Here is a 22238-nt window from a genome sequence, read left to right on the forward strand (position 1 = left end):
GCCGTGGGGAGGGACCGGCTTCCTCCGTGTCCGGGGGTTCCGGCGTACGCCCCCGGTCCCCGTCCGGCCCGTCGCGCACCTTCCCGGTGAGCGGGAACCGCCCCCTGCGCCGGGCCCGGTCTCCCTGCCAGGCTCCGAACCGCCGTGGTTCCACCACCCGCGCCCCGGCCGAGGGGCGGGGCCGCAGGGAGGACGTGACAGGTCATGAAGGGCCCGCAGACCATCGCCCGGCTCGCGGACTGGGCCGCTGAGAGGTACGGGGACGAGGAAGCCCTCGTCTTCGGCGAGGAGCGCTGGACGTTCGCGGAGTTGCGCGACCGGGTCGACCGGGTGGCCCGGGCGGTGATCGCGCAGGGGATCGGTCCGGGCGACCGGGTCGCCGTGTGGGCGCCCAACGGCGCGCGCTGGGTGGTGGCCGCGCTGGGCGCGGTCGCGGCCGGCGGGGTGCTGGTCCCGGTCAACACCCGCTACAAGGCGGCCGAGGCGGCGGACATCCTGCGCAGGTCCGGTGCCCGGCTGCTGTTCACCGAGCACGGCTTCCTCGGTACGGACTACCGGGCGCTGCTCGAAGCCTCGGGCGAGGAACTCCCGCGCCTGGAGCGGACGGTGACCCTGCACTCGGCGGACTGGCCGGGCTTCCTCGCGGGGGCGGACCGGGTGACCGGGCGGGAGCGCCTCGCCCGCACCGCCGCCGTGCGGCCCGCCGACACCGCCGACGTCCTCTTCACCTCCGGCACCTCCGGCCGCCCCAAGGGCGTGCCCAGCACCCACGGACAGAACCTGCGGGTGTACGACGCCTGGGCGCGTACGGTGACCCTGCGGCGCGGGGACCGCCACCTGGTGGTCAACCCGTTCTTCCACACCTTCGGCTACAAGGCGGGCGTCCTCGCCTGCCTGCTGCGCGGGGCCACGATCGTCCCGGAGCGGGTGTTCGACGCGGGGACCGTCCTCGGGCGCATCCGGGACGAGCGCATCTCCGTGCTGACCGGCGCGCCCACCCTCTTCACCTCGCTCGTCCACCATCCCGGGCGGGAGACGTACGACCTCACCTCGATGCGGATGGCGGTCACCGGGGCGGCGAACATCCCGACCGCGCTGATCGGGCAGATCAGGAGCTGCCTGGGCGCCCGGAGCGTCAGCACCGCGTACGGACTGACCGAGTCGACGGGCGTGGTCGCGATCTGCCCGCCGCACGAGTCACCGGAGACGCTGGCCCGCACCTCCGGAACCGCCCTGGAGGGAACGGAGCTGCGCGTGGACGCGCCGCCCGGCGAACCGGGCGAGATCCTGACGCGCGGGTACCACGTGATGCGCGGCTACCTCGACGCCCCGGAGGAGACCGCCGGGGCCGTCGACGCGGACGGCTGGCTGCACACCGGGGACGTCGGGGTGCTCGACGAGCGCGGCTTCCTGCGGATCACCGACCGGCTGAAGGACATGGTGGTCGTGGGCGGGTTCAACGTGTACCCGGCGGAGGTGGAGCAGGTGCTGCGCGGCCACCCGTCCGTTCTGGACGTGGCGGTCGTCGGCGCGCCGGACGCGCGGCTCGGGGAGGTCGGCGTCGCGTACTGCGTACCCGCCGCCGGGGCGCTGATCGACGCGGCGGACCTGACCGCGTACACCCGGGAGCGGCTGGCCAACTTCAAGGTCCCGCGGGCCTTCCGCTCCGTACCGGACCTGCCGCGCAACGCGGCGGGGAAGGTCGACAAGAACGCCCTGCGGCGGCGGGCGGGGACCACCACCATCCGATGAGGAGCACGAACGTGAAGGAAAGCATCACCGGATCCCCCGGCCCCGCGGCACGGCCCCGGGTCGGGGCGGACGCGTCCGTCGACGCGGACGTGGACGTGGTGGTCGTCGGGGCGGGCGTCACCGGTCTCTACGCGGTGCACCGGCTGCGCGGCCTCGGGCACCGCGTGCGCGGCTTCGAGCGCGGGGACGACGTGGGCGGCGTCTGGTACTGGAACCGCTACCCGGGGGCCCGCTGCGACGTGGAGTCCGTGGACTACTCGTACTCCTTCGACGAGGAGCTCCAGCAGGAATGGGACTGGAGCGAGAAGTACGCCGCCCAGCCGGAGATCGTCCGCTACCTGCGCCATGTCGCCGACCGGTTCGACCTGCGCCCCGCTTACACCTTCTCGACCTCGGTGACCTCGGCGGAGCTGGACGAGGAGACGCTGCGCTGGACGGTGCGCACGGACGGCGGCGAGGTGCTGACGGCCCGTTTCGTCGTGTTCGCCGTGGGGTGCCTCTCCAGCACCCACGTCCCGGACATCGCGGGGGCCGGGGACTTCCTCGGCGCCGTCTGCCACACCGGCGCCTGGCCCCGCGAGGGCGTGGACTTCGGCGGGCTGCGGGTGGGGGTGATCGGCACCGGCTCGTCGGGCATCCAGGCGATCCCGCTCATCGCGGAGCAGGCGGCCCACCTCACCGTCTTCCAGCGCAGCGCCAACTTCAGCATCCCCGCGGGCAACGAGCCCCTGGACGAGGAGACGCGCCGCCGTCAGAAGGCCGGCTACGCGGAGCGGCGGCGGCTCTCCCGGCTCAGCGGAGGCGGGTCGCCCCACACGGCGCATCGCTCGGCGACGTTCGAGGTGTCCGCCGAGGAGCGGCGGGCCGCGTACGAGGAACGCTGGCGGCTCGGCGGCGTCCTGTACTCCAAGACCTTCCCGGACCAGCTCACGGACCCCGCGGCCAACGACGCGGCGCGCGCGTTCTGGGAGGAGAAGGTCCGCGGTCTCGTGGAGGAGCCGGCCACGGCGGACCTGCTGGTCCCCACGGACCATCCGATCGGCACCAAGCGGATCGTCACCGACTCGCACTACTACGAGGCGTTCAACCGCGACGACGTGCGCCTCGTGAGCCTCCGGGGGAACCCGATCGAGCGGATCGAGGCCACCGGGGTCGTCCTCGCCGACGGCACCCGTGTGGAGCTGGACGCGATCGTGTTCGCGACCGGCTTCGACGCGATGACCGGCGCGCTCGACCGGGTGGAGGTGCGGGGGCGGGGCGGCCGGAGGCTGAAGGACGTCTGGAGCGGGGGTCCCCGCACCTATCTCGGCCTGGGGGTCGACGGCTTCCCGAACCTGTTCAACCTCACCGGTCCCGGCAGCCCCTCCGTCATGGCCAATGTGGTGCTGTGCGCGGAGCAGCACGTCGACTGGCTCGCCGACTGTCTGGCCCATCTGGACGAGCGGGGCCACCGGGCGATCGAGGCGAGCGGGGAGGCCGTCGAGGAGTGGGTCGCGCAGTGCCGCGACCGGGCGGCGGCCACGCTGTTCCCGGCGGCGGACTCCTGGTACCTCGGGGCGAACATCCCCGGGAAGCCACGGGTGTTCATGCCGTTCATCGGCGGCTTCGGGGTGTACGGGGAGATCATCGCGGACGTGGCGGCCTCCGGGTACAAGGGGTTCACCCTGATACCGGAGTGAGGTGCCCGCGGCATGCGGGTGCGCCCCGTCCCCGCTCGGTCGGGTGGGGACGGGGCGCACCCGCGTCCGGCGGTCAGCCGGGGGCGAGGGCCCCGCGCAGGGTCGCGAAGGCGGTCTCGCGGGCCTCGGCGGCCGCGGGCAGGGCGCCCGCCATGGACAGGAAGCCGTGGAACATGCCGGCGTGGTGGTGGACCGTCACGGAGACGCCGGCCGAGGCGAGGGCGGTCGCGTAGGCCAGTCCGTCGTCCCGCAGGGGGTCGAAGCCGGCGGTGACGAGCTGGGCCGGTGGAAGCCCGGACAGGTCGGCGCCGGCCAGCGGGGCCGCGTAGGGGCTGGTGCGGTCCGCCGGGCGGGGCACGTAGGCGTCCCAGTACCAGCGGAGGTGGTCGGCGGTGAGGAAGTACCCCTGGGCGTTCTCGCGGTGCGAGGCGCGGGAGCGGGTCGGGTCGAGCATCGGGTAGTAGAGGGCCTGGCAGGTGATCGCCGGGCCGCCGCGGTCGCGGGCGAGCAGGGTGAGGACGGTGGCCAGGTTGGCGCCGGCGCTGTCCCCCGCGACGGCGATCCGGCGGCCCGGGAAGGCCGCCGCCGTCCACGACAGCGCCGTGTAGGCGTCCTCGGGGGCGGCGGGGAAGGGGTGCTCGGGGGCCCGGCGGTAGTCGACGGAGACGACGACCGCCTCCGTGGCGCGCGCGAGGGAGCGGCAGAAGGCGTCGTGGCTGTCGAGGTCGCAGAGGACGAAGCCGCCCCCGTGGCAGAACACGATCACGGGGGCGGTCGCGTGGACGGCGGGGTCGTAGACCCGGACGGGCACGCCGTCGGCGTCCCGGTCCGAGACGCGGGCGACGGCGGGCGCCGGGCCGTCCGGCCGGGGCCGGGCGGCGAGGAAGGCCCGCACGTCCGCGATGTCCGTCATCTCCGTGGCGAGCGGGGGGAAGGCCGCGGTGGCCAGGTCGATGAGGTTCCGGACCGCGGGGTCGGGGCCGGTGCGGGGCCGGTGCGGGGGTCGGTTCACGTGTCCGCTCCCTTCGGTGCGAGGACCGGCATGCGGCCCGCGGACGCGCCGCCGTCCACGGCGAGTTCCGCTCCGGACAGGTACGAGGCGTCGTCGGAGGCGAGGAAGGCCACGAGGTGGGCGACCTCCTCGGGCTCCCCCACCCGCCCGAGGGGCGCGGCGGGGTGCTCCCTGCCGCCGAGGTGGGCGGTCATGGCGGTGGCGACGGCTCCGGGGTGGACGGAGTTGACGCGGATGCCGTCCGGGCCGAGCTCCAGGGCGGCCGTCCTGGTGAGGCCGCGCAGTCCCCACTTCGCGGCGCCGTACGCGCCGTGTCCCCACAGGCCCTGGAGGCCGGCCTGCGAGGAGATGTTGACGACGGACCCGCCGCCGCCCGCGCGCATCGTCGTGGCGACGGCGCGGACGCCGAGGAAGGGGCCGATCAGGTTGACGCGGAGGATCGCCTCCAGCCGGGCGGGGTCCTCCTCCGCGATGGGCGAGGTCGAGTAGATCGCGGCGTTGTTGACGAGGACGTCGAGTCGGCCGAAGGCGTCCACGGCGGCGTCGACCGCGGCCGCCCAGGACCGCTCGTCGGTGACGTCGTGGCGGACGAAGCGGGCGGCGGGTCCCAGGGAGGCGGCCACCGCCTCCCCTTCCCGCTCCAGGACGTCGGTGAGGACGACCTTCGCTCCCAGCGCGGCGAACAGGCGGGCCTCGGCCTCGCCCATGCCGCGGGCCGCGCCGGTGACCAGCGCGACCTTTCCTGTCAGATCGACGGGCATCAGCGGTTCTCCTCGGTGGGTCGGAGGGGCGGGCCGGTGGTCCAGCCGCCGTCGACGGCCAGTTCGGCGCCAGTCACGTACGAGGCGGCGTCCGAGAGCAGGAAGGCGACGGCGTGCGCGATCTCCCGGGGCTCGCCGACCCGGCCCAGCGGGGTGTCCGGGAAGTGCCCCGCGGCGCGCTCGATCCCGAGGTGGGCGGTCATCGGGGTGTGGATCATGCCGGGGTGTACGGAGTTGACGCGGATCCGGTCCGGGGCGAGCTCCACGGCGCCGAGCTTGGTGAGTCCGCGCACGCCCCATTTGGCGGCGCCGTAGCCGGCGGTCCGCGCCAGGCCCATGAGTCCGGCCGCGGAGGAGACGTTGACGATGGAGCCGCCGCCGTTCTCGCGCATCGCGGGGATGACCGCCCGCATGCCGAGGAAGACGCCGGTGAGGTCGATGTCGAGGACGCGGCGGAACGCCTCGGCCGACTGTTCCTCCAGGAGGTGGGAGCCGCCGGACACGCCCGCGTTGTTGACCAGTCCGTCCACCCGCCCGAAGGCGGCGGCCGCGAAGGCGACGGCCGCGCTCCAGTCGTCCTCCGAGGTGACGTCGTGCCGGACGAACCGGGCGTCGCCGCCCAGCCGGCGGGCGGTGCTCCGGCCCTCCTCCTCCAGGACGTCCGTGAGCACGACCCGGGCGCCGGCCTCGACGGCCGCCAGGGCGGACGCCGCACCGATCCCCCGCGCCCCACCGGTGATGACCACGGTCCGCCCCCGCAGGTCCGCCGCCGGGCAGGGCTCTCCGGGGGCCGTCGTCGGGTTCACCGCGGCCCGGCCGGGGCGGTGCGGGCGATGTGGTCGACCGCGAGCCGGCCGAAGGTCATGGCGGGACCGATGGTCGCGCCGGGGCCGGGGTAGGTCTCTCCCATGACGGCGGCGGAGACGTTGCCCGAGGCGTACAGGCCGTCGATGGCGGTGCCGTCCTCCCGCAGGACGCGGGCGGTGGCGTCGGTGACCAGACCGCCCTTGGTGCCGATGTCGCCGGGGTGGACGGGGATCGCGTAGTACGGGCCCTTCTCCAGCGGCGCCAGGTTGGGACAGGGCAGGGTCGGGTCGCCGTAATAGCGGTCGTAGACGCTGTCGCCGCGGTGGAAGTCCTCGTCGCGGCCGGCGCGGGCGAAGCCGTTGAAGCGGTCCACGGTGGCGCGCAGCCGCCGCGGGGCGACGCCGATGCGTACGGCCAGTTCCTCGACGGTTGCGGCCCTCCTGACGAAGCCGCCCTCCAGCCACGCCCTGGGGAAGGGCCGGCCGGGGAGGAGGCCCAGGAAGACGTAGCGGGACTTCGAGGTGGCGTCGAGGAGGAGCCAGGACGGCACGGTGCCCGCCCCGGGTCGGTCGTTGGCGTACATGGCGTCGACGAACTCGTGGTACGGGGCGGCCTCGTTGGTGTACCGCTCCCCCGACGTGTCGACGACGACCATGCCGGGGATGCCCCGGTCGGCGACGAGGAAGAACGGCTTGCCCTCGGGGGGCACCACGGAGGGGGCGCCCCAGACCCGGTCCATGAGGTCCGTCGCGGCGCCGATGGCCACGGCGGGTTGCAGGGCGTCGCCGGTCTGGCCCTCGGCCGCCGAGCTCCACGCGGTGGAGGTGGGGGCGGGCAGGTGCTTCTCGCGGAGGCGCTGGTCGTGGGAGAAGCCTCCCGAGGCGAGGACGACACCGCCGTTCGCGCGGACGGTGAGTTCGCGTCCCTCCCTGGTGACCCGGACGCCGAGGACCCGTCCGTCCTTCTCGACCAGTCCGGTCAGCGGGGCGGAGAGCCAGAGTTCGCCGCCGAGCGTGTCGAGCGAGTACCGCATGCGGGCGATCAGCGCCTCGCCGAGGGAGAGGGGCTCCTGCCGGGCGAGCCTGGCCCGGACCGCGCGGAGGCCGACCGTGAGCGCGGTGCGGCGGCCGGCCCAGGTGCGTCCGACCATGTTGAGCTGCCGGAAGTCCTTGGAGGTGATGGTGAGGCCGTACGTGGGCAGTCCGGCGCGGCGCATCGTGGCCCGCTGCTCGGGGCCGAGCTTCCGCAGGTCGAAGACCTGCGGTTCGATGGAGCGGCCCTGCGGGGAGCCGCCGAGCCGCTCGGGGTAGTAGTCGGAGTAGCCGGGGGTGTGGACGAACCGGATGGCGGTGCGGTCGTGGAACTCGCGCACCATCCGCGGCCCGTGGGCGAGGTAGGCGTCCTTGCGTTCGGCGGGGACCCGGTCGCCGACGGTGGCGTCCAGGTAGGCGCGGGCCTTCTCGGGGGTGTCGCCGATCCCGGCGGCGTCCAGGTGGAAGTTGCCCGGGACCCAGATCGCGCCCCCGGACAGGGCGGTCGAACCGCCGTAGAGGTCGGTCTTCTCCACCACCAGGACGGTCAGTCCGCGCAGCCGTGCGGTGACGGCGGCGGCGAGGCCGGCCGCGCCGGAGCCGACGACCACCACGTCGTACGTGTGGTCCCACGTGTCGTTCATCGCGTTCTCCCTGGTCGTCAGCGTGCGGTGATGCGGGCGTCGGTGAGGACCGGTGCGTCGGAGCGGTCCGCGGCCGTGGCCGTGAGCCGGTGGCCGTCGGCGGTCTTCCAGACGCGCAGCCGGAGGGTCTCGCCGGGGAGGAACACCCCGGCGAAGCGGGTGCGGCAGTCGGCCACCCTGCTCGCGTCGCCGTCGAGGAGGCGGTCGGTGACGGCCTTGACCGCGATCCCGAAGGAGCAGAGCCCGTGCAGGACGGGGCGGTCGTACCCGGCGCGGCGGGCGGTCGCGGGGTCGGCGTGCAGCGGGTTCCAGTCCCCGGTGAGCCGGTAGAGCAGGGCCTGCTGCCGGAGCGTCGGGATCTCCGTCACCAGGTCGGGGGCCCGGTCGGGGGCGGGGAGGCGCTCGGAGGGGCCTCGGTCGCCGCCGAAGCCGCCCTCCCCGCGGACGAAGATGTGGTTGCGCTGGGTGAGCAGGGGCGCGCCGTCCTCGCCGAGGAGGGTGGACTCCTGGACGACGACGGCCGCTCCGCCCTTGTCGTACACGGCCGCGACCCGGGTTTCCGCGGTGGCCCGGGCGGCGGCGGGCAGCGGGCGGTGGACGGTGATCTCCTGCCCGCCGTGCAGCACGTTCGCCAGGTCGATGTCGGCGCCCGGCAGGTCGAAGACCTGGAACCCGACGCCGCCGGTGCCGCCGGCGACCACGCCGAAGGTGGGCAGCGCCTGGAGGCCGCTCGGGTGGCCCTCGTAGACGTACCGCAGTTCGCGGGGGTCGGTCTCGGGGACGCCCGCGCCGAGCGCCAGGTGGTAGAGCCGTACGTCGCGCTCGTCCCAGCGGACGGGGGTGCGGACCGGCGGTGCGGAGGTCATCCGGTCGGCGTCGAGGGGCATCAGAAGGCGCCCACGGCGTAGCGGCTGCGGAAGAACAGCAGCGGTCGGCCGTCCTCTCCGGCGTCGAGCGCGACGACCTGAGCGGTGACCAGGTGGTGGTCCCCCGCCTCGTGGACGGCGTGCAGTTCGCACTCCACGTGGGCCAGGGCGCCGTCGACGCGGACGGTCCCGTGCTCGCTGACGCTCCAGGGCACGGCCGCGAACTTGTCGGGGCCGCTGCGGCCGAGCGCGGCGCAGGTGGCCCGCTGGTCCTCGGCGAGGATGTTGACGCAGAAGCGGCCCGACCGTTCGATCCTCGGCCAGCTGGTGGAGTTCCGGCCGACGGCCAGCATGACCAGCGGGGGGTCGAGGGACAGCGAGGCGAAGGACTGGCAGGCGAACCCGACGGGCTCCGCGCCGTCCGCGTCGAGTGTCGCCACCACCGTGATGCCGCTCGCGAAGCGTCCGAGGACCTCGCGGAACTCGGAGGGGTCGATCAGCCGTTCCACTGGTGGCCCCAGAAGCTGTCGGCGGTGATCTCCTTGGCGACCCAGGTGGCGGGGTCGACGACGAGGCCGTCCCAGCCGTACTCCACCTGGAAGCCGCCGGGCGCCTGCGCGTAGAACGACACCATGTGGTCGTTGGTGTGGCGGCCGAGGCTGGAGGCGATGGGGATGCCCGCCGCGTGCATGCGGTCGAGTCCCCGGCCCACGTCGTCGAGGGTCTCCAGCTCGACCATGAAGTGGACGATGCCGGGCGGCAGCGCGCCGGGGTAGAGCCCGAGGCTGTGGTGGCGGCGGTTGGGGCTGAGGAAGTGCATCCAGTGGAAGTCCCGCTGCCCGGCGGCGGTCGGGACGGCCTGCGGCGGCAGCTTCATCGAGTCGCGGAGCTGGAAGCCGAGCAGGTTCTCGTAGAAGTCGAGCGCGGCCTCCACGTCGGGGACGGGGAGGACGACGTGACCGAGGCCGAGGTCGTCGCCGGTGACGAAGCGGTTGCCGTACGGGGTGCCGAGCGCCGTGTGGTCCTGGGCCTGGCCCCAGTAGATCTCCAGCGGGTTCCCGCACGGGTCCGTGAGGTGGATCAGGCCCCGGACGCGGCGTTCGGCGAGTTCGGCGTCGTCGGCGGTCTTGACGGCGATCCCGGCCGCCTCCAGTTCCTCGGCGGCGCGGGCCAGTGCGGCGGCGTTCGCCACCTCCCAGCCGGCGGCGAGGAGGCGGTCGCTGCCGCCCGCCCGGACGACGATGCGGTAGGCGCGGTCGTCCAGGCGCAGGCAGAGGGTGTCCTCGGTGGTGCCGGCCGCCTCCACCATGCCGAGGACGTCGAGGGCGTAGCGACGCCACTCGTCCAGCGTGGTGGTCTCCAGCCGGAGGTAGCCGAGAGCGCGGATGTCCATGGTGTGCACCTCACGTGTCGTGACGAAGGGTCGGGGGGGGTGACGGGGTACGGGTCGGCCGGGGTCAGTGGGAGAGGAAGTCGACGGCGAGGCGGTTGAACTCGTCGGCCTGCTCGGTCTGGGCCCAGTGCCCGCAGTGCGGGAAGACGTGCAGACGGGCGTCGGGGATGGTCCTGAGGGCGACCAGCGCGCCGTCGAGGGGGTTGACGCGGTCCTCGCGGCCCCAGGTGAGCAGCACCGGCTGGGTGATCCGGTGGGCCTCGCGCCAGAGCATCGTGTCCGCGGCCCAGGCGGGTTCGGCGAAGGAGGCCGCCATGCGGGCGCTGCCGAGCCGGGTGTCGGGGTCGGTGGCCGAGGCCCAGCGCTCCTCGACCAGTTCGTCGGTGACGATCGCCTGGTCGTACGCCATGACGCCGAGGAAGCCGCGCAGCTGCTCCTTGGTGGGCTCCGCCGCGGTGTTGAACTCGAAGAGCCGTTTGATGCCTTCGGTGGGGTCGGGGGCGAAGAGGTTGACGGAGACGCCGCCGGGGCCCATCAGGAGGAGCTTGCCGACCTTGTCCGGGTGGTCCAGGGCCATGCGGACGGCGGTGCCGCCGCCGAGGGAGTTGCCGATGAGATGGGCCCGTGGGATGCCCAGTTCGGCCATGAGGGCGGCGACGGCGTCCGCGCTGAAGCTGAAGTAGTCCTTGTCGAGTTCGGGCTTGTCCGAGCGGCCGTAGCAGGGCTGGTCGACGAGGAGGGTGCGGAAGTGCCGGGCGAGGACGGGGAGGTTGCCGCCGAAGTTGCTCCAGCCGGAGGCGCCGGGACCGCCGCCGTGGAGCATGATGACGACGGGGGCCTCGTCCGGGCGGCCGGCGGGCCCGGCCTCGTGGTAGTGGAGGGTGAGCCCCGCCGCCTTGACGGTGCGGGAGGTCGACTCATAGGTGGGCTCGGTCATCTGTGGCGCCTCTCAGGCCATGGTGTCGTGGATGTCGATGCCGAGCGCGCTCTGGCCGCTCATGACCAGGGCCCGCTCGGGGTCGTTGGCGGCGTGGCCGCGGCCGGTGTGAGCGTCGCGCCAGGCGCGCTGGACGGGTCCGGGGCCGGTGCGCATGGCGTTGCCGCCGGAGTTCTCCATGAGCAGGTCGACGGCGGCCACGGCGCGTTCGGTGGCGAGCACCTGGTCCCGGCGGGTGCGGGTGCGCAGTTCCATCGGGATCTCCTCGCCGCGTTCGGCGTGCCCGTACATCTCGCGCATGTTCCGGGAGAGTTGGAGCCAGGCCGCGTCGATGTCGCTCGCGGCGCGGGCGATGCGGACCTGGGCGAAGGGGTCCTCGGCGACCTTCTGGCCGTACGAGACGCGGATCCGCTGCCGGGTGGCCTCGGTGTACGCGTCGAAGGCGCCTTCGGCGATGCCGACGATCGGGGTGGAGATGGTGGTGGTGAACACCCCGGCGTAGGGCAGCCGGTACAGCGGCTCGGGGTTGATCTCGTGGCCGGGCACCTTCAGGGCGGTGACCGGTCCGAAGCTCAGGGCGCGGTGCTCGGGGACGAAGACGTCCTCGACGACGACGTCGTTGCTGCCGGTGCCGCGCAGGCCGACGGTGTCCCACACGTCGTCGACGCGGTACTCGGACCGGGGCACGAGGAAGGTCCGCATGTCGACGGGGTCGCCCCCGGCGTCGGTGACGAGGCAGCCGAGGAGGGCCCAGCGGGCGTGGTCGCAGCCGGAGGAGAAGTGCCAGCGGCCGGAGAGCCGGAAGCCGCCGCCGGTCGCGGAGGCCTTGCCGGTGGGTGCGTACGAGGAGGCGATCCGGGTCTTCGGGTCCTGGCCCCACACCTCCTGCTGGGCGCGGGGGTCGTACAGGGCGACGTGCCAGGGGTGGACGCCGACCACGGAGGCGACCCAGCCGGTCGAGCCGCACGCCTTGGCGATCTCCTTGACCGCCGTGTAGAAGAGCACCGGGTCGGCGGCCCGGCCGCCGAAGGCCCTGGGCTGGAGGAGCTGGAAGAAGCCGGTGTCCTCCAGTTCCCTGACGGAGGTGTCGGGTACCCGGCGCAGGGTCTCCGCCTCGGCCGCGCGGTCGCGCAGGGCGGGGGCCAGGTCGCGGATCGCTGCCAGGACGTCATCGGCCATGGGGCATCCCCTTTCGGGTCGTGGTGGGGGAATGCCAGGACCGTACGGGGTGCCGCGGGAGCGGTGGAACGCGCTGCTCCCACTGAGCGGGAACCCCGCCCGGGGAGGGTTCTCCGGCTCAGAGCATGGGGTCGTCGACGTCCATGCCGAGGGCGTCCCGGGCGAAGAGGACGAGCGCCCGTTCCACGTCGTTGGCGGCCTGGCCGCGGCCGGTCTGGAGGTCGCGCCAGGCGCGCTGGAGGACGTCGTCGCCGACGCGGAGCGGTCCCCGGCCGGCGTTCTCCAGGAGGAGGTCGACGGCGGTGCGGGCGCGTTCGCCGGCGAGCGCCTGGTCCCGGCGGGTGCGGGCGCGCAGCTCCGTCGGGATCTCGGCGCCGCGTGCGGCGAGGGCGTACATCTCGTCGGTGCTGCGGGAGAGCTGCAGTCGCGCGGCGTCGATCTCGCCGGCGGCGCGGGCCAGTCGCACCTGGGCGAAGGGGTCCTCCGCGGCCGGGCGTCCGGGGGCCGCGCGCGGGTTCCCGCGGGCCGCGGCCAGGTGGTCCTCGTAGGCGCCCTCGGCGATGGCGACCGTCACGGTGGCGAGCGTGGTGGTGAAGACGGCGGCGTACGGGAGGCGGTAGACCGGCTCGGGGTTGGTCGCGTGCCCGGGGCAGCGCAGGGTCGCGACGGCGCCGTAGCCGAGCGTCCGGTGGGCGGGGACGAAGGCGTCGTCGACGACGAGGTCGTTGCTGCCGCTGCCGCGCAGACCGACGGTGTCCCAGACGTCGTCGACGCGGTAGTCGGCGCTCGGCACCAGGAAGGTCCGCATGTCGAGCGGGGTGCCCCCGCCGTCGGTGACGAGGCCGCCGAGGAGGGCCCAGCGGGCGTGGTCGCAGCCGGCGGAGAAGTGCCACCGGCCGGAGAGCCGGTAGCCGCCGTCGACGGCGGTGACCCGCCCGGTGGGGGCGTGCGAGGAGCAGATCCGGGCGTCGGCGTCGGTCTCCCACACGTCCTGCTGCGCCCGGGGGTCGAGCTGGGCGACGAACCAGGCGTGGACGGCGAGGACCGAGGCGGCCCAGCCGGTCGAGCCGCAGGCCCGGGCGATCTCGTGCACGGCCGTGTGGAAGACGGCCGGGGCGGTGGCGAGTCCGCCGTACGCCCGGGGCTGGAGCAGCCGGAAGAAGCCGGCGTCGGCGAGTTCCCGGACGGTGGTGTCGGGCAGGCGGCGGAGTGCCTCCGTCCCGGTCGCGCGCTCGCGCAGGGCGGGGGCGAGGGCGCGGACCGCCGTGAGGACGTCCTGGTCGTGCATGGGCGCCCCTCGCGGATTCCGGTCTCTTCGTGCCGTGCCGGAAGTGAACCTACGCGTTACCGTTCCGAGACGGAACTCCCCCTTCCCAGCACCTGTCATCCTCTGACAATCTCCACGCAATACCGGAGATCACGGACCCGGCCGGCGTCAGGCGGCCGGGCGGTCCGTGCGGGAGGTGCCGATGACGACGAGTGCTGTCGAAGCTGCCGAGGCCGGGATGCCGCCCCTGTCCCTGCTGGAGAAGGCGGCGAAGGTGCTGAGCGCCTTCGAGAGCGCGGGGCCGCGGCTCACGCTGACCGAGGTCATCCAACGCTCGGGCATCCGCCGCTCCTCCGCGCACCGCATCCTCGACCAGCTCGTGCAGCTGCGCTGGCTGGAGCGCGAGGGGCGCGACTACCGGCTGGGCATCGGGATGCTGGAGCTCGGCGCCATGGCCTCGCACCACAACCGGCTGCGCCGGGCCGCGCTGCCGCATCTGCACGCGCTGCACGAGTCCACCGGACACCTGGTGCACCTGACGGTGCTCGACGGTTCCGAGGTGGTCTACCTGGAGCGGATCGGCGGTTCGGACGACTCCGTCGTGCCTTCGCGGGCGGGCGGGCGCCAGCCGGCGTACTGCACGGCGTCGGGCAAGGCGATCCTGGCCTTCGGCGACGGCCCGGCGGTGGAGCGGGTGATCCGGGACGGGCTGCGGCCGCGGACCCCGCGCACCCTGACCCGGCCCGAGTCCTTCCGGCGCGAGCTGGCGGCGACGCGGGAGCGCGGGGTGGCCTTCGACCGCGAGGAGGGCTACCGGGGGGTGTTCTGCGTGGCCGCTCCGCTGCGCGGTTCCGGCCGGGCCGTCGCCGCGATCTCGGTGTGCGGCCACGGGGTCCACCGGGAGATGGAGCGGCTCGGCCCGGCGGTGCGCGGCTGCGCGCGGGCCGTGTGGCAGTCGATGTTCGGGCCGGAGCGCCCCGTGGAGAGGCGCGGCCGGGCGGCCGGCCCGGTGGCCGAGGCGGAGCCTCCCCAGCCCTCGATGGACACCATGATGGCCTGGCTCCGCGTCAGCGACTGGATGTGAGGCGCGCCCGCAGGGCGGCGAGACCGGTGGCGTAGGTGGCGTCCCCGAAGAGGGCCTCCACCCGGGGCACCACGTCGTCCTCGCTCCGGTAGGCGGCGGACCAGGTCACCGCCGCCCCTTCGGCGTGCGGGTGCACGGCGAGCGTCGCCACGTAGTCGTGGACGGCGAGGGCGACGGGTTCGAGGAGGGTGTAGCGGTACGCGCGGGCGGCGGGGTCGCGGGCGATCAGGCGCTCGCGGGCGACGACGGTGCCGTCGAGGCTGAAGACCCGTACGGCGCCGGGGACCTCCGGGTCCGCCCCGCCCTCCAGGGTGGCGGGCGGCAGGTGCGGGTGCCAGTCCGCGGGCGCGCCGAAGTCGCCGATCACCGCCCATACGGCGTCGGGTGCGGCCGCGAGCACGGTGGAGCGTTCGAGCGTACGGGGCTTCATGGGCGTCTCCTCGGTCGGCGGGGGTGCGGCGGGGTGGGTGCCGCGCGGGGGCGGGTGCGGGCGCCGGTGCGGCGGGGTGGGCGGGTGCGGGGGCGGTCGGCCCCGGGTGGCGTCCTCGTCCGGGCCGTCACCAGACGCCGTCGCCGCGCAGGGTCGCGTCGGCGCCGCCGTCGGCGAAGACGACCTGGCCGGTCACGAGGGTGTTCTCGGGCGAGGCCAGCCAGTCGATGAGCGGGGCGATCTGCTCGGGGCGGGCGTGGCCGTGCAGCGGCATCGGCACGCTCCGCTCGACGAGCGCCCGCAGGTCCGGGTCGTCGAGCAGCGGGCGGGTGAGGGGGGTGAGGACCACGCCGGGGGCCACGGCGTTCAGCGCGACGCCCGCGCCGGCCCACTCCGCGGTGACGGCGGCCCGGCGGACCCAGCGGGCGATCGCCGCCTTGGAGGAGGAGTAGACGAGGTGCCCCTCGCCGCGGTCGACGGCCGCCCGGGCGGCGGCGGTCGCCGCCTCCTCGTCACCGGCCAGCGCGGCGGCCACGATCGCGGGGTCCGTCGGGTGGACGGAGTCGATGGATCCGACGACCACGGCCCGAGGATCGGTGCCGGCCGCGAGGAGCGGACGCAGGCCGTCGAGGGTGGCCACGGCGCCGAAGTGGTTGACCCTGACGGTCAGGGGGTCGAAGTGCGCGACGCCCGCGCAGGAGACGACGGCGTCGAGACGGCCGCCCGTGAGCTCGCGTGCCCGGGCGACGAGTGCGGCCCGGCCGTCGGGCGTGGACAGGTCCGCGTGGATGTCGCCGTCCCGGAGGTCGGCCCGGAGGACGGTGTGGCCCCGCTGCGCGAGACGGGCCGCGGTGGCCTTGCCGATTCCGGAGGCCGCTCCGGTGACCAGGCAGGTTCGGGACATGGTGGGTTCCTCGTCAGGAGTAGGTGATCTCGATCCGCTCGGTGAGCGGGAGCGCCTGGCAGGCCAGCACGTATCCCTCGGCGACGTCCTGTTCGTCGAGGACGTCGTTGCGGAGCATCGCGACCTCGCCGGCCACGACGCGGCAGGTGCAGGCGCTGCAGGCGCCCTCACGGCAGGAGTAGGGGGCGTCCAGGCCGGCGGCCAGGAGCACGTCGAGGAGCGGCGCCGTCGGCGGCCAGGCGACCGTGTGGGTCTCGCCGTCCAGCTCGACCTCGGCCGTGCCGGCGGCTTCGGCCGGCGCGGCGCGGGGCACGGCCGGCGGGTCGAAGACGTCGGCGCCGAGGGAGAAGAACCGCTCGCGGTGCACGCGGTCACCGGGGGTGCCGAGCGTCCGCAGGGCCCGTTCGACTGCGTCCATGAGCGGTTCGGGGCCGCAGACGTACGCCTCCCGGTCGGCGTACGGCGCGAGGACCGCGGCCAGCCGGTCCACGGCCGGCAGGCCCTGGAGCGACTCCAGCCAGTGGAGCACGAGCAGCCGGTCCGGGTGGGCCTCGGTCAGGGCCCGGAGTTCGTCGCGGAAGACGACCGAGGACTCGTCGCGGTTGGCGTAGAGGAGCACGGCCCGGCCTCCGGTCGCGAGTGCCGACTTGGCGATCGACAGGACGGGGGTGATGCCGCTTCCGCCGGCGACGAGCAGCAGCTCGCCGTCGAGGGAGGCCGGGGTGAAGGTGCCGGCCGGGGGCAGCGCCTCCAGCTCGTGCCCCGCGGCCAGGTGGTCGCAGACCCAGTTGGAGCCGTACCCGTCGGCGACGCGTTTGACGGTGATCTTCATCGGCTCGCCGGTGTGGGGGGAACTGGCCAGGGAGTAGCAGCGGGTGACGGGCCCGCCGTCCGCCCCGGGCAGCTTCAGGGTGAGGAACTGCCCGGGACGGTACGTGAAGCGGTCCGCGCTCTCCGGTGGCGCCTGGAGCACCAGGGAGTGGGCCTCGGCCGTCTCGGCGACGACCTCGACGACGCGCAGCCGGTGGGTGCGGGCACCGGGCGTGCTCTCAGGCATCGGCGGCCTCCGGGGCCGGGCCGTCCGGGGACTCGGCCGTCAGCGATCCGTCCGCGACGGCGCGGTCGATGCTCGCCCGCAGCGACCGGCAGCTCCGTATCCGGGCGCTGGTCCCGCCGGCTGCCACCCGGCCGCGGAACTCCGTGCAGACGACGCCCGCTTCGGCCGTCCACTGCACGGAGGTGTGGGCCGGGCTGAACTTCTCGCAGAGGACCTGGTTGCCGCAGGTCGTGCACTCCACCGGCTGCATGTCAGGCTCCGGTCTCCGTCTGCGCCGTCCGGCGGGCCAGGTTCTCGTCGACCTCGGAGCGCCAGGCCCGGTTGGCGCGCTCGGTGTCGATCTCGAACTCGAACCGCCGCGTCATCTCGTCCTTGACGTCGGCGGTGTCGACGTAGAACTGCTCGTACCAGCGGCGCAGCTGGTAGACCGGGCCGTCCTCCTCGGTCAGCAGCGGGTTATCGATGCGGGTCTTGTTGCGCCAGATCTCGATGTCCTGCTCGAAGCCGGTCTCCAGTCCCCCGATCAGGCTGCGGGCGGCCTCGGCGGCCTCCTCGTCGGTCATGCCGGGCAGCTTCTTGACGATCGCCCCGTACTGGAGGACGAAGCTGTCCGGGCCGACCGGGTAGTGGCTGTTGATCAGCACCATCTCCATCTCGACGCCGGGTGCGACCTCGGTCCACACCTGGTCGACCATGTAGGACGGGCCGTAGTAGGAGGCGTCGGAGCGGAGCGGGGAGCTGAGGTTGCCCAGGTCCATGTCACCGCGCGGGGCGCTCTCCATGTACTGCGTGGCGACGTGTCCGTCGAAGACGTTCTTGAAGTAGGTGGGGAAGGCGTAGTGGACGTAGAAGAAGTGCGCCATGTCCACGACGTTGTCGACGATCTCGCGGCAGTTCGAGCCCTCCACGTGCGCGGTCTTCCACGTCCAGTCGCTCCACTCGGCCGCGTCGGGGCCGTGGACGCCCTCGATCGCGGGGACGGTGACCCCGGCCGGCGGCGGGGCGCCCTCCGGGTCGTGCCAGACGAAGAGCTGCCTGTTGCGTTCCAGCGTGGTCCAGGCGCGGGTGCGGGCGCGCGGGGGCACCCGGCGGGCGTAGGGGATGCCGGCGCAGCGGCCGTCGCCCGACCAGCGCCAGTCGTGGAACGGGCAGGCGACGGCGTCGCCCTTGACGGTGCCGTGGGCGAGGTTGCCGCCCATGTGCGGGCAGTAGGCGTTCAGTACGTGGAGCTGCCCGTCGTCCGCCCCCTGGAAGACCACGAGCCTGGTGCCGAACGCGGCGATCTCGTGCGGCTTTCCGTCCTTGAAGCCGTCGGCGAGGCCGAGGCAGTGCCAGCCCCGGGCGAAACGGGCGGGCACGCTGCCCGCGTCGATGACACGGACCTCGTCGTTGAGCGCAGTCATCTCGTCCCTCGTTCCTTCTGTCGGTGCGGTGCGGGTCAGTTCTGGGCGGCGAGTTCCACGGCGATGTCGATGAGCTGGTCCTCCTGGCCGCCGACCAGGCGGCGTTCGCCCGCGCGCAGGAGGATCTCGGCGCCGGAGACGCCGTAGCGCTCGGCCTGCCGGTAGGCGTGCTTGAGGAAGCTGGAGTAGACGCCGGCGTGGCCCATCAGCAGGGCGAGCCGGTCGAGCCGGCACTCCTCGTCCATGACCGGCCGGACCACGTCCTCGGCCGCGTCGATGATCTTCAGCACGTCGACGCCGGTCCGGATGCCCATCTTGGCGCAGACGGCGACCAGCGCCTCCACGGCGGTGTTGCCCGCCCCGGCGCCGAGCCGGCGGGTGGACCCGTCGATCTGCCGTGCTCCGGCCTTGATCGCGGCGATGGAGTTGCCGGTCCCGAGGGCCAGGTTCTCGTGTCCGTGGAAGCCGACCTGCGCGTCGTCGCCGAGCTCGGCCACCAGGGCCTCGACCCGGTCGGTGACGTCGTCCATCACCATGGCGCCGGCCGAGTCGACCACGTACACGCACTGGCAGCCCGCGTCGGCCATGATCCGGCCCTGCCGCGCCAGCTTCTCGGGGGTCGTGGAGTGGGCCATCATCAGGAAGCCGACGGTCTCCAGGCCCATGTCCCGGGCGAGGCCGAAGTGCTGGTCCGCGATGTCGGCCTCGGTGCAGTGGGTGGCGATGCGGCAGATGCCCGCGCCGTTGCCGTGGGCGGCGCGGATGTCGTCCTTGACGCCGAGCCCGGGGAGCATGAGGAAGGCGATCCTGGACCGCCGCGCGGTGGCGACCGCGACCTTGATGAGTTCCTGTTCGGGCGTCGCGGAGAAGCCGTAGTTGAACGAGGACCCGCCGAGTCCGTCGCCGTGCGTGACCTCGATGACCGGGACGCCGGCGTCGTCGAGGGCGGCCACGACGGACCGTACGTCCTCGGGGGTGAAGCGGTGGCGCTTGGCGTGCGAGCCGTCGCGCAGCGAGGAGTCGGTGATCCGGATGTCGAGGGTGTCCGCGGGTGCGGTGGGGGGCATGGCGTGCGCTCCTTATGCGCCGGGGGCGAGGATCGCCCGGGCGAACTCCTCGCCGACCTTGGTGGCGGCGGCGGTCATGATGTCGAGGTTTCCGGCGTAGGGCGGCAGGTAGTCGCCGGCGCCCTCGACCTCCAGGAAGATCGCGACGCGGGCCATGCCGCCGTTCTCGGGGCTCGGATCGTCGAACTGCGGCTCGGCGCGCAGCCGGTAGCCGGGCACGTAGCCGGCGACCTGCTCGGCGACCTCCTTGACGGAGAGGGCGACGGCGGACCGGTCGGCGTCCTCCGGGATGGCGCAGAAGACGGTGTCGCGCATGATCACGGGCGGCTCGGCGGGGTTGAGGATGATGATCGCCTTGCCGCGTCCGGCGCCGCCGATGGTCTCGATGCCGCGGGCGGTGGTCCGGGTGAACTCGTCGATGTTCGCCCGGGTTCCGGGGCCGGCCGAGACGGAGGCCACCGAGGCGACGATCTCGGCGTACGCCACGGGGACGACGCGGGAGACCGCGTACACCATCGGGATGGTGGCCTGCCCGCCGCAGGTGATCATGTTGACGTTCGGCCGGTCGAGGTGCTCGTGGAGATTGGCGGGCGGGACGACCCCGGGGCCGACGGCCGCCGGGGTGAGGTCGACGGCCTTGATGCCGAGTTCGGCGTAGCGCGGTGCGTTGGCCCGGTGGACGTGGGCGCTGGTGGCCTCGAAGACGATGTCGGGCCTCTCGTCCTGCGCGAGGAGCCAGTCGACGCCTTCGTGGCTGGCCTCCAGGCCGGCCCGGGCGGCGCGGGCGAGGCCCTCGCTGGCGGGGTCGACGCCGATCATCCAGCGGGGTTCGACGAGGTCGGAGCGGAGCAGCTTGTGGAGGAGGTCGGTGCCGATGTTGCCGGAGCCGACGATGGCGGCGCTCGCCTTGGTCCTGGTGTTCTTCATGATCACCTCAGGTGAACGAGAGGGAGACCGAGCCCAGCCCGGTGAACTCGGCGGTGAAGGTGGCTCCCGGCGTGACGTCGACGGCGCGGGTGCACGAGCCGGGCAGCACCACGTGCCCCTTCCGGAGGGGCACGCCGAAGCGGGCGACGGTGCGGGCGAGCCAGGCGACGGAGGCGGCCGGGTCGCCGAGGACGGCGTCGCTGCGTCCTTCGGCGAGGAGGTCGCCGTCGCTGGTCAGTCGGGCCTCGATCGCCCTGAGGTCGAGCTCGCGGGGGTCCCGGCCCGCTCCGAGGACGTAGCCGGCGGAGGAGGCGTTGTCCGCGATGGTGTCGGCGATGGTGATGCGCCAGTCGCGGATCCTGCTGTCGATCAGCTCCAGGGCGGGCACGACGCGTTCGGTGGCGGCGAGGACGTCCGCCGGGGAGCAGGTCCCGCCCGGGAGGTCGTCGCCGAGGACGAAGCCGACCTCGACCTCGACCCGGGGCCGGCAGTACCGGGCGACCGGTACGGGGACGTGGGGCCGGAGCTCCATGTCGTGCAGCAGGTGTCCGTAGTCCGGCTCGTCGACGCCCATCATCCGCTGCATGACCGGGGACGACAGGCCGACCTTGTGGCCGCGCACCTCCGCCCCGGCGGCCACCCGGTGGCGGATGTTGACGAGCTGGATCTCGTAGGCGTCCTCGGTGTCGATGCCGGGGAACGAACCGGTCAGCGGGGCGATCGGCGTCGCACCGCGTTCGGCGGAGCGCAGCAGCTCGGCCGCCTCGCGTCTCTGGCGGTCCGTGAGCATGGCGGGTCCCTCCTGCGGGTCGGGGCTGTCCGGCGAGGCTAGGCCGGTGCCGATGCCGCGGGGGAGCGCGCGTTCCCGGTGAGCGGGAAAGGGCCCATGAGGGGGTGTCACGGGCCGGCGGGTCGGGGTCACAGGCCTGCGGAGTGCCGGTGCACGGCCCGCGGGGGTCCGGTGCCACAGCCCTGCGGGAGGCCCGCGTCACACGCCCGTGAGAGGCCGGTGCCACAGGCCCGCCGTCCCCGCGCGGGCAGCGCGGAGCCCCGGTCCGTGGCGGGTGGACCGGGGCTCCGGGCGGGCGGGGCGGGGTCAGCGGGCGCCGTAGACCGGTTGCGGCGGCTCGGCTGCCGCGAGCAGCTTCAGCGCCGCCTCGCCGGCCTCCGCCGGGGTCCAGCGTGCCCCCTTGTCGGCCGTGGGGCCGGGGCGCCAGCCCTCCATGACCGTGATGCGGCCCGCCTCGGCCTCGAACACGCGGCCGGTGACCCCGGCGGAGGCCGGCGAGCCGAGCCAGACGACGAGGGGCGAGACGTTCTCCGGGGCCATGGCGTCGAAGGCGGCGCCCCCGGGCGCGGCCATCGCCCCGGCGAAGGTCTCCTCCGTCATCCGGGTGCGGGCCGCCGGCGCGATCGCGTTGACCTGGACGCCGTAGCGGGCCGTCTCGGCGGCGGCGACGAGGGTCAGGCCGATGATCCCGGCCTTGGCGGCGGCGTAGTTGCCCTGCCCGACGCTGCCGAGCAGCCCCGCGCCCGAGCTGGTGTTGACCACCCGTGCCTCGGGGGTGCGTCCGGCCTTGGCCTCCGCGCGCCAGTGGGCGACGGCGTGCCTGAGAGGCAGGAAGTGTCCCTTGAGGTGGACGCGCATGACGGCGTCCCAGTCGTCCTCGTCGAGGTTGACCAGCATGCGGTCGCGCAGGAAGCCCGCGTTGTTGACCAGGGTGTCGAGGCGGCCGAAGGTGTCGAGGGCGGTGGCGACGAGGGAGGCGGCGCCGTCCGCCGTGGCGATGTCGCCGCCGTGGGCGACGGCCTCTCCCCCGGCCGCCCTGATCTCGTCGACGACCTGCTGTGCGGGGGCCGCGCCGCCCCCGGTGCCGTCCAGGCCGACGCCCAGGTCGTTCACGACGACCCGGGCGCCCTGGGCGGCGAAGGCGAGGGCGTGCGCGCGGCCGAGTCCTCGGCCCGCCCCGGTGACGATCACGACCCGTCCGTTGCAGAGTCCCGTCATGGTGGGGTCCTTTCGGTGTTCGATGAGGGC

The 22238-nt window shown here is 74.2% G+C and carries 22 protein-coding genes; 3 read left to right on the top strand and 19 right to left on the bottom strand.

Annotated features, from left to right (window positions below):
- Positions 1–204 precede the first annotated feature (204 nt).
- Both ACY0MR_RS03280 and ACY0MR_RS03285 read left to right on the top strand, forming a co-directional pair.
- A complete protein-coding gene (locus ACY0MR_RS03280; RefSeq protein ID WP_473558983.1) occupies positions 205–1752 on the top strand; it encodes a FadD3 family acyl-CoA ligase in 1548 nt (515 codons plus the stop codon).
- An 11-nt stretch (positions 1753–1763) separates the two neighbouring features.
- Complete coding sequence (locus ACY0MR_RS03285; protein WP_388794300.1) at positions 1764–3431, top strand: flavin-containing monooxygenase; 1668 nt, start codon at positions 1764–1766, stop codon at positions 3429–3431.
- Between the two features lie 73 nt (positions 3432–3504).
- Here the strand turns inward: ACY0MR_RS03285 and ACY0MR_RS03290 are convergent, their stop codons facing one another.
- From ACY0MR_RS03290 to hsaA (ACY0MR_RS03335), 10 genes are all read right to left on the bottom strand, one after another.
- A complete protein-coding gene (locus ACY0MR_RS03290; protein WP_392863747.1) occupies positions 3505–4443 on the bottom strand; it encodes an alpha/beta hydrolase in 939 nt (312 codons plus the stop codon).
- Complete coding sequence (locus ACY0MR_RS03295; RefSeq protein WP_473558985.1) at positions 4440–5204, bottom strand: glucose 1-dehydrogenase; 765 nt, start codon at positions 5202–5204, stop codon at positions 4440–4442. The genes ACY0MR_RS03290 and ACY0MR_RS03295 overlap by 4 nt, the downstream gene beginning before the upstream one ends.
- Entirely contained in the window at positions 5204–6010 is an 807-nt protein-coding gene (locus ACY0MR_RS03300; RefSeq protein WP_473558987.1) for a glucose 1-dehydrogenase, read from the bottom strand. Before ACY0MR_RS03300 ends, ACY0MR_RS03295 begins: the two co-directional genes overlap by 1 nt.
- A complete protein-coding gene (locus ACY0MR_RS03305; protein ID WP_473558989.1) occupies positions 6007–7686 on the bottom strand; it encodes an FAD-dependent oxidoreductase in 1680 nt (559 codons plus the stop codon). Before ACY0MR_RS03305 ends, ACY0MR_RS03300 begins: the two co-directional genes overlap by 4 nt.
- Positions 7687–7703: 17 nt before the next feature.
- Entirely contained in the window at positions 7704–8573 is an 870-nt protein-coding gene (locus ACY0MR_RS03310) for a MaoC/PaaZ C-terminal domain-containing protein (RefSeq protein WP_473558991.1), read from the bottom strand.
- Positions 8573–9061, bottom strand: a complete 489-nt coding sequence (locus ACY0MR_RS03315; RefSeq protein WP_388794318.1) for a flavin reductase family protein — start codon at positions 9059–9061, stop codon at positions 8573–8575. Before ACY0MR_RS03315 ends, ACY0MR_RS03310 begins: the two co-directional genes overlap by 1 nt.
- Entirely contained in the window at positions 9049–9945 is an 897-nt protein-coding gene (locus ACY0MR_RS03320) for a VOC family protein (protein ID WP_392205523.1), read from the bottom strand. The genes ACY0MR_RS03315 and ACY0MR_RS03320 overlap by 13 nt, the downstream gene beginning before the upstream one ends.
- Positions 9946–10009: 64 nt before the next feature.
- The gene (gene hsaD / locus ACY0MR_RS03325; protein ID WP_388794324.1) at positions 10010–10882 is read right to left on the bottom strand and encodes a 4,5:9,10-diseco-3-hydroxy-5,9,17-trioxoandrosta-1(10),2-diene-4-oate hydrolase; all 873 of its coding nucleotides are present in this window, start codon (positions 10880–10882) and stop codon (positions 10010–10012) included.
- A 12-nt stretch (positions 10883–10894) separates the two neighbouring features.
- Positions 10895–12061, bottom strand: a complete 1167-nt coding sequence (hsaA, locus tag ACY0MR_RS03330; protein WP_392863751.1) for a 3-hydroxy-9,10-secoandrosta-1,3,5(10)-triene-9,17-dione monooxygenase oxygenase subunit — start codon at positions 12059–12061, stop codon at positions 10895–10897.
- Positions 12062–12179: 118 nt separating this feature from the next.
- Positions 12180–13349 carry a 3-hydroxy-9,10-secoandrosta-1,3,5(10)-triene-9,17-dione monooxygenase oxygenase subunit gene (hsaA, locus tag ACY0MR_RS03335; protein ID WP_473558995.1) on the bottom strand — a complete coding sequence of 390 codons (1170 nt, stop codon included), beginning with the start codon at positions 13347–13349 and terminating at the stop codon, positions 12180–12182.
- Positions 13350–13530: 181 nt separating this feature from the next.
- Here hsaA (ACY0MR_RS03335) and ACY0MR_RS03340 point away from each other — a divergent pair, with 181 nt between their 5' ends.
- Entirely contained in the window at positions 13531–14412 is an 882-nt protein-coding gene (locus ACY0MR_RS03340) for an IclR family transcriptional regulator (RefSeq protein WP_473558997.1), read from the top strand.
- Here ACY0MR_RS03340 and ACY0MR_RS03345 read toward each other — a convergent pair.
- The 9 genes from ACY0MR_RS03345 to ACY0MR_RS03385 form a co-directional block, all read right to left on the bottom strand.
- A complete protein-coding gene (locus tag ACY0MR_RS03345; protein WP_473558999.1) occupies positions 14396–14842 on the bottom strand; it encodes an SRPBCC family protein in 447 nt (148 codons plus the stop codon). The two genes, ACY0MR_RS03340 and ACY0MR_RS03345, sit on opposite strands and share 17 nt — an antisense overlap.
- A 127-nt stretch (positions 14843–14969) precedes the next feature.
- Positions 14970–15746, bottom strand: coding sequence for an SDR family oxidoreductase (locus tag ACY0MR_RS03350; protein WP_473559000.1), 777 nt, complete (start codon positions 15744–15746; stop codon positions 14970–14972).
- A gap of 13 nt (positions 15747–15759) precedes the next feature.
- Complete coding sequence (locus ACY0MR_RS03355; RefSeq protein WP_473559002.1) at positions 15760–16803, bottom strand: 2Fe-2S iron-sulfur cluster-binding protein; 1044 nt, start codon at positions 16801–16803, stop codon at positions 15760–15762.
- Positions 16796–17053, bottom strand: coding sequence for a hypothetical protein (locus ACY0MR_RS03360; protein ID WP_473559004.1), 258 nt, complete (start codon positions 17051–17053; stop codon positions 16796–16798). The genes ACY0MR_RS03355 and ACY0MR_RS03360 overlap by 8 nt, the downstream gene beginning before the upstream one ends.
- Position 17054: 1 nt before the next feature.
- Positions 17055–18206 carry a Rieske 2Fe-2S domain-containing protein gene (locus ACY0MR_RS03365; RefSeq protein WP_473559005.1) on the bottom strand — a complete coding sequence of 384 codons (1152 nt, stop codon included), beginning with the start codon at positions 18204–18206 and terminating at the stop codon, positions 17055–17057.
- A gap of 35 nt (positions 18207–18241) precedes the next feature.
- Positions 18242–19273 (bottom strand): 4-hydroxy-2-oxovalerate aldolase, encoded by a 1032-nt coding sequence (dmpG, locus tag ACY0MR_RS03370; RefSeq protein ID WP_388794351.1) that lies wholly within the window; start codon positions 19271–19273, stop codon positions 18242–18244.
- A gap of 12 nt (positions 19274–19285) precedes the next feature.
- On the bottom strand, positions 19286–20200 hold the full coding sequence (locus ACY0MR_RS03375) for an acetaldehyde dehydrogenase (acetylating) (RefSeq protein ID WP_403318039.1): 915 nt from the start codon (positions 20198–20200) through the stop codon (positions 19286–19288).
- A gap of 7 nt (positions 20201–20207) precedes the next feature.
- Positions 20208–20990, bottom strand: a complete 783-nt coding sequence (locus ACY0MR_RS03380) for a 2-keto-4-pentenoate hydratase (RefSeq protein ID WP_388794357.1) — start codon at positions 20988–20990, stop codon at positions 20208–20210.
- A gap of 306 nt (positions 20991–21296) precedes the next feature.
- Positions 21297–22208: an SDR family oxidoreductase gene (locus ACY0MR_RS03385; RefSeq protein WP_392863758.1), complete on the bottom strand. Its 912-nt coding sequence runs from the start codon at positions 22206–22208 to the stop codon at positions 21297–21299.
- Between the last annotated feature and the right edge of the window lie 30 nt (positions 22209–22238).

Source organism: Streptomyces sp. JN8, from assembly GCF_055808075.1.